7 protein-coding genes are annotated in these 6,647 nt (G+C 55.0%); 1 reads left to right on the top strand and 6 read right to left on the bottom strand.

Translation table 11 applies throughout. The features are described 5' to 3' along the window. Positions 1 to 127 precede the first annotated feature (127 nt). Positions 128 to 265 carry a hypothetical protein gene (locus DK872_RS12270; RefSeq protein ID WP_161518398.1) on the top strand — a complete coding sequence of 46 codons (138 nt, stop codon included), beginning with the start codon at positions 128 to 130 and terminating at the stop codon, positions 263 to 265. Positions 266 to 347: 82 nt separating this feature from the next. Here DK872_RS12270 and DK872_RS12265 read toward each other — a convergent pair whose 3' ends face one another. The 6 genes from DK872_RS12265 to DK872_RS12240 all read right to left on the bottom strand — a co-directional run bounded on the left by DK872_RS12265 (position 348) and on the right by DK872_RS12240 (position 6,638). After that, positions 348 to 1,625 (bottom strand): TonB-dependent receptor, encoded by a 1,278-nt coding sequence (locus tag DK872_RS12265; protein ID WP_035887713.1) that lies wholly within the window; start codon positions 1,623 to 1,625, stop codon positions 348 to 350. 103 nt (positions 1,626 to 1,728) lie between these two features. Beyond that, positions 1,729 to 3,120 carry an FAD-binding oxidoreductase gene (locus DK872_RS12260; RefSeq protein WP_072439064.1) on the bottom strand — a complete coding sequence of 464 codons (1,392 nt, stop codon included), beginning with the start codon at positions 3,118 to 3,120 and terminating at the stop codon, positions 1,729 to 1,731. A 23-nt stretch (positions 3,121 to 3,143) separates the two neighbouring features. Further along, entirely contained in the window at positions 3,144 to 3,947 is an 804-nt protein-coding gene (locus tag DK872_RS12255; RefSeq protein WP_035887708.1) for an ABC transporter permease, read from the bottom strand. Continuing rightward, entirely contained in the window at positions 3,944 to 4,777 is an 834-nt protein-coding gene (locus DK872_RS12250; protein ID WP_035887707.1) for an ABC transporter ATP-binding protein, read from the bottom strand. Before DK872_RS12250 ends, DK872_RS12255 begins: the two co-directional genes overlap by 4 nt. Then, a complete protein-coding gene (locus DK872_RS12245) occupies positions 4,774 to 5,745 on the bottom strand; it encodes an ABC transporter substrate-binding protein (protein ID WP_007370414.1) in 972 nt (323 codons plus the stop codon). Before DK872_RS12245 ends, DK872_RS12250 begins: the two co-directional genes overlap by 4 nt. 14 nt (positions 5,746 to 5,759) lie before the next feature. Next, on the bottom strand, positions 5,760 to 6,638 hold the full coding sequence (locus DK872_RS12240; RefSeq protein ID WP_035887705.1) for a creatininase family protein: 879 nt from the start codon (positions 6,636 to 6,638) through the stop codon (positions 5,760 to 5,762). Positions 6,639 to 6,647 lie beyond the last annotated feature (9 nt).

Raw genomic sequence — 6,647 nt, 5'->3', positions numbered from 1 at the left:
CGCTCAATATTCGTAACCAGCAAGCGCATACCCTGAATCACCTAATAGCGTAATTTTCAGGGTATGAAAGTCTATATCTCGCTCTAAGCGAGCTTTCAGACTGTCCGCTTCATGCCAGAAGTAGACCTTGTCGCTTCTGGAAATTTCAGTGGATGTGCTTTGGCTCTTTAAAAAAAGCTCTAAAAACAGCGATACCGAAAGTGATGACACGACGTCGATGGCGGGCAGTTTGTTGTTGAGTGTCGCGGGCTGGCAGGAAGGGTGAGTATTGAGCCAGAAATCGTGTGGCACGTGTCTAAATGCGCGATAAATCAACAAAACGGGAGGCCACGAAGCCTCCCGGCGATTTAAAAGTCGTATTGCAGGCTTAAACGGTTCTGCCAGAAATGCGAATCATATAGCGGTGATGTCTGCACCCCAGCGAAATCGGTCAGGCTCAACCCTTTCAGCATGCCACTGAAACTCCAGGTGAAATACACCAGATATTCCGACTGATTAATGCTGGCCGAAGCCGGTGACGGTTTCAGATCCATAAACGAATACTGCGTCCCCAGAGACAGGTTTTCATTCATCACGTAATTCAGATTGGTCATATAAGCGTTGCCGCTTCCCAGATCCTGAGTACTGGTGAAGAACGGTTGCGCAAAGTAAGGACCCGACGAAGTGTTGTGCGCGTAAGGCGTCACCAGCGAACCGTTGTTCCAGCTATTGCCGCTGGCGGCGATGTGGTCATAGCCCAGCTTCCAGCTCAGGGCTGGAGTCAGGGTCAGCGCCAGTTGGGCACCGTAAGAGGTACTGTTCACTTCACCAGCCAGCGCTTTGCCCAGGCTGGTGCCGCGAATAAATTGCACGCCAAAATCCGGCTGGAACAGCGCATCCTGCCATTGTAAATGGCTCTCGCCATACACCAGGCGGGTATAATCGGCATACTCCTGATACCACAACTGGCCGGTGAGTTTTTTGCCGTCCCACTGCGTACCGCGACCACCACCCAACGCCCACATGCCGTTAGTGCGTTCATCCACATCGGTATAGGCCGTGGTATTCAGGAATTGATCGTCACCCCACGGTTTATAACGCCAGACTTTGGTGGCATGCAGATAATTGGTGCTGTCGCCGTAATTCGCATCTACACCACGGAACAAAATAGGCGTAATACGCCAGTCGTAATCACCGACAAAAGGAATATTGATTCGTTGATCACCGGCAGTAATTTTAAAATCATCCAGCTGCCAGCTTAAATAAGCCTCACCAACGTTAGTTTGATTATCACCAATATCGCTGATGGTATGAGCTTCATCCGGATGGTCAATCCCGCGCAGGAAAATACCGCTGACACCGGCACGGAAACCATAAAACGGCGCGGTTTCATATTTTATATCACCACCGTAGCTCAGGGTGTCCTGATTAAAACCTTTAGAAAAATACGCGTTGTGCGTTGAATAATACAACGTGCGCAAACTGCCGCTCACGGTACCGCAGGTGAAAATATCGGTGAAGCTATTTACACCACTCGCACCGTACTGACAATCGCTGATATTGCTCTGTGTCGCCGCCAGTGCAGCTGGAACAAGCGGGAAAAACAGCGCAGCAAGACACGCACCACTTAGTGTTTTTAATTGCATAATCCCAAGCCTCGTCACTTTTTGAAAAGAGCAAAGCAGTGCCACCCGCACAATAAATGTACGGTCGGTGGCATGCTTTGCCGTAAAAATTTTTTATTATTGATTAATTATTTATGCCGGTTATTTTCACATCCGGCAATGTATCGCGAACTTCCCAGCCACGTAATTTTCCAGGATTCAGTAAATTATACGGATCGCAGGCACGTTTCATTGCCACAACATCTGCCCGCACCATGCCTTGTTTACCATCTTCAATATGAATAACGTGCGGGTTATTAATTTTCACCCCGTTATCACGATAAATATCCATAATGGCGTTCAGACGTTCTTCATCGCTATATCGCACCAGCGGCAACCCGCTACAGGTCAGCGTGCCGTTCATATCGCGCAGAAACTCAATATGCGACATCACCTCATCTGATAATTGTGCTTCCATCGCCAGCGCCTGCTGATGATAATTTTCCGGCGCATAGGCAGTTTGCAAATAGGTCAGGGTCTTATCGACCTTCAGTGCCTGCAACGTGGTATGGTTCCAGCAATATTCAATCAACGAATGACCGTGATTCTCACCCTCAGCAAAATGCAGCGCGTTGCGGCCATCATGCTGCGTCAGCAATGATGGCATTAGTCGGTCGCTCTCCACCCCGACCACCGAAATCACGCCATGCTGCCCCGCTATGCCCGCATCGGCGAGATCGGTGAAGTAATCCAGCACCGGCGCCGCCATCACCGCCACCTGACGCTTCACCAGCCCTGGCGATTTTGCCAGCGCATCGGCAAAGGCCATCGCTGCCGGGAAGCTGGCAAAGGTGTCGAGACGTTCAATCCAGTCGTGACGCGGAGCCAGCGCCAGCTCAATCTCCAGCACAATGCCGTTGCTGCCGTAAGCATGATGCAGCAGTAAGGCGTCAGGCGCCTGTAGAGTCAGGATGCGTGGCGTCTTTTCCATCGTCATCAGCTTCACTGACAACACATTGCCGGGGGCCGCCAGCGGGCCATAGTTGATGGAACCCACGCCACCAAAACCACCGCCAAACAGACCGCCGAGCGTCGCCAGCTTCCAGGTGGAGGGCATACAACGCAGCTCCCAGCCGAGTGGTCGGGTATGGGCTTCCAGGTCACCGAGACGAATCCCGGCCTGCGCGCGCACCGTGCCTTGCCCCATGCTCACCACAGCGTTCAGTCTGGTCATATCGACCATCACCCCGCCCTCCAGCGGGATCAACTGACCGTAGTTACCGGTGCCGCCCCCGCGCAGATTGAGCGGGATGCGACGGGCTGCACAGGCAGCCACCACTGACACCAGTTCCTGTTCATCACGCGGGCGCACTGCCAGCTCAGCAAATTTCTCTTCCAGTTGCGGTTTCAACACCGGGCTGAACCAGTGAAAATCGCGCGACAGGCGTTTGACCTTGGGCGCATCTTTAATCCAGTCCAGCTCAGGCAGCGCTGCGACCAGCGCCGCCAGTACAGACTGACGATCGGAATCAGACATCTTTCTTTCCTGTTGTTGAGGTATCAGGTCGGGGTAAGTTCGCTCTCATGCCAGTCCGCCAATACGCGGCGCGTTAGCCACGACATCAGGGCAAACAGCAGGAACCCCGCCAGGGAAATCAGTAACAGCGCGGCAAACATCAGCGGAATATTGAGCTGATAACCGGCCTGTAAAATCTGGTAGGCCAGCCCGGTGTCGGTACCACCCGTACCGGCGACGAACTCCGCCACCACTGCGCCAATCAGCGACAAGCCGCTGGAGATACGCAGCGCACCGAAAAAGTACGGCAATGCCGAAGGAATGCGCAGGCGCAGTAAAATCTGCAACCGCGACGCATGGTTAAGTTTGAAGTAACTTAACAGGCCCGGCGAGACACTGCGCAGCCCCTGAGTGGTATTGGAGATGATGGGAAACACCGCCATCAGCGTGGCACACACCACCAGCGACATAGTGGTATCTTTCACCCAGATGATGATCAGCGGGGCAATCGCCACAATCGGCGTCACCTGCAAAAACACGATGTAGGGAAACAACGCACTTTCGATAAAGCGGTTCTGCACCAGCAAAAACGCCATGACCGAGCCAATCACAATCGCCACCAGAAAGGAGATCACAGTGATTTTCAGGGTGTAGAGCAGCGACATAAACAGCGTCGGGAAGTTCTGCACCAGGCTTTGTGCCACCACCTGCGGCGACGGCACCAGGAAGGCGGGCACCTTCAGCGCCGTCACCAGGAACTGCCACAGCAACAGCAGCACAATGGCAAACAGCGCCGGGAACAGACACTGCTGAAATTTACGCTGCGCGGCTAAGGGCTTTTTCATCATTTGCTCTCCTGACTGGCAGCAAACAGACCGCGCTGCAACTGCTGGGCATACTGGGTAAATTGCTGGCTGACGCGAAACTCATCATCACGCGGGAATGGCGCATCAATGCTGATGTCATCCACCACGCGGCCCGGCCGTGCCGCCATCATGATCACGCGCTGCGACAGGAATACCGCTTCCTGAATCGAGTGGGTGACAAACACCACCGTCAGCTTCTGCTCCTGCCACAGCTGCAGCAGATCGCTATCCAGTTTGTTACGGGTGATCTCATCCAGTGCACCGAAGGGTTCATCCATCAGCAGCACTTTCGGGCGCGTCACCAGGCCACGGGCAATCGACACACGCATCTGCATTCCCCCGGACAGCTCACGTGGCAGCACATGGCCAAACTGCCCCAGCCCCACCAGATCAAGGATTTCGCGCACGCGGGTATCGGCTTCGGCCCGCGGCACACCGGACAAGTCGAGGGGCAGGCGCACATTTTTATGTACGTTGCTCCACGGCATCAGCGTCGCCTCCTGAAAAACGAACGATAACGGCAGATCACGCTGTTTTTCCCGACGATCGCGACGGAAAAGCATCAGTTTTCCATCGCTCGACTCTATCAGCCCGGCGATCATTTTTAACAAGGTACTTTTGCCACAGCCGGACGGACCGAGCAGCGAGACAAATTCGCCCTGGCGAATTGTCAGGTCCACCGGCAGCAACGCACGCGTACCATTCGGATAAATTTTCTCCGCAGAGAGCACTTCAATCGCCGGGGGTGCCGCATGCAGCGGCACCGCTTGCACATCATTGCTCATCAGGGTCAGTCGGCTGGCGACATTCATGGCATGACCTTCACGTCTTCAATGAATTTCAGGGTGTAGCTGCCGTCAAACGGTACTTTCACTGGATCGATCAGCTTGTTGTCCACCAGCAACTGCCAGGTCTGCTTCAGACGCGGTACGGTCATAATCCCGATACCGCCTGTCTGCGCATCGCCGCCTGTCAGCATCTGATACTTTTTCATCTGGGCGATGCCGAAGGCGATCTGTTCGTCGGTCATCTGCGGGTTTTCTTTCTTAATCAGCGTGTTGCCCGGTGCCGGATTCTCCAGGTAGTTTTTCCAGCCCTGCATCGAGGCTTTAACAAAAGCCGCGACCGCCTGCGGACGTTTCTCGATGGTCGATTTCATGCACACGATGCTGTTGCCGTATGGTGGGTAGCCCCAGTCGCTGATCGGGTAGACGTTGGCCTGCGCCCCGGCTTTCTGCACCGCAAAAGGTTCGGAGGTCACGTAGCCCTGCTGTACCAGGGTTTTATCCGCGAGGAACGGCTGCACGCTGAAGGTATACGGGCGCACGCGGGCGTTTTTCAGGTTGAGAACGCTCTGCGCCCACGGCCAGTAGGAGGTATAGGCTTCGGCGGCTAACAGGAAAGTTTTACCCTGCAAATCGGCCTGGCTTTTCACATCCGGGTGGGTGATAAACACAATCGCCGAATGCTGGAAGGTGGTGGCAACCGGTACAGCTTCCACGCCCTGCTGCCAGGATTCCAGCGCCTGCATGTTATCGCTGATGATGCAGTCGGCCTGGCCTGCCGCCATCAACTGCATGGTGTGCACCTGCGGCCCTCCCATTTTGATGGTGACGTCCAGACCGGCATCACGGTACAGATTCTGTGCCTGGGCCTGATAAAAACCGCCATGCTCGGCCTGAGCATACCAGTTGGTCATAAATGTAAATTTCTCGGCAGCCATTCCCTGGGCCGACAGGGCCATGGAAAGCGCGGCGACAATGCTCAATGTTTGTTTCATAGCCGATCCCCGAATTAGCGCGGTGGTAATAATGATGCTGCGTCGTTTTGGTCTAATACTTTGCCCTGCCACTGCCCTGTGCCCCACGCCGGTTCAGCGCGTGTTACCCATGTCATCTGATGCACTTCGGTAATCACCTGCGCCCAACTGGTCGCCAGTGAATCCAGAATCGCATCCCCCTGCTCTTTGGTTGACGGGCGCGGATCGCCGATCACACCACTCGGGCCAAAGTCATATGACGCCCATGCCGCCATCGGACGGGTGCGGGAGAGCGTCGGGCACGGGAATACCGGTGGATAGTTGGCGACTGCTTTGTCCATCTGCACAGTATCCGGTGCCAACGCCAGCATTAGCGCGGTTTCGGCATGACCGGCGTGCATCGCCATCTGACGTTCTTGCTCGTCCATAAAACTTTCGGCGCAGTTCGGCACTTTGAAGGTGTCCTGCATGATGATGATCATGTCGCCGTGACGCAGGCGCAGTTCGCGCGCTGCCATCTGCAACGGCTGCGGCTGACCACCATGGCCGTTGACCATCAGGAACTTACGGAAACCGGCGCGGTACAGCGATTCGCCAATCTCCAGAATGGTGTGCAGCAGCGTCTCACCAGTTAGCGTCAGAGTGCCGGGGAAATGCAGATGCTCGTCCGATTTGCCATAAGTGATGGGCGGAATGGCGTAGGCCGGGATCGTTGCCGGTAAACGTGCCAGTGCATGGCCGACTACCCCGGAGGAGATCACGCTATCCACCGCACACGGCAGATGCGGGCCATGCTGCTCAATCGCCCCGGTCGGCAGCACAATCACTGTGTTGGTTTTGTCGTCCAACGTGGCGATATCGGTCCAGCTCAGATACGGCAAAAAGCGGTTTGCCGGAATATAACCATGTAACATCTTGCTTCC

Source organism: Kosakonia sp. MH5 (assembly GCF_009935945.1).
In the GTDB taxonomy this organism is placed as follows: domain Bacteria; phylum Pseudomonadota; class Gammaproteobacteria; order Enterobacterales; family Enterobacteriaceae; genus Kosakonia; species Kosakonia radicincitans.
The sequence above is the reverse complement of the archived record's forward strand: the minus strand, read 5'-3'. Positions and strand labels throughout refer to the sequence as shown.

Bases quoted from the DNA above. Each gene is read 5' to 3' on its own strand.
- DK872_RS12265 (WP_035887713.1), bottom strand. From the start codon at position 1,625: ATGCAATTAAAAACACTAAGTGGTGCGTGTCTTGCTGCGCTGTTTTTC.
- DK872_RS12260 (WP_072439064.1), bottom strand. From the start codon at position 3,120: ATGTCTGATTCCGATCGTCAGTCTGTACTGGCGGCGCTGGTCGCAGCG.
- DK872_RS12255 (WP_035887708.1), bottom strand. From the start codon at position 3,947: ATGATGAAAAAGCCCTTAGCCGCGCAGCGTAAATTTCAGCAGTGTCTG.
- DK872_RS12250 (WP_035887707.1), bottom strand. From the start codon at position 4,777: ATGAATGTCGCCAGCCGACTGACCCTGATGAGCAATGATGTGCAAGCG.
- DK872_RS12245 (WP_007370414.1), bottom strand. From the start codon at position 5,745: ATGAAACAAACATTGAGCATTGTCGCCGCGCTTTCCATGGCCCTGTCG.
- DK872_RS12240 (WP_035887705.1), bottom strand. From the start codon at position 6,638: ATGTTACATGGTTATATTCCGGCAAACCGCTTTTTGCCGTATCTGAGC.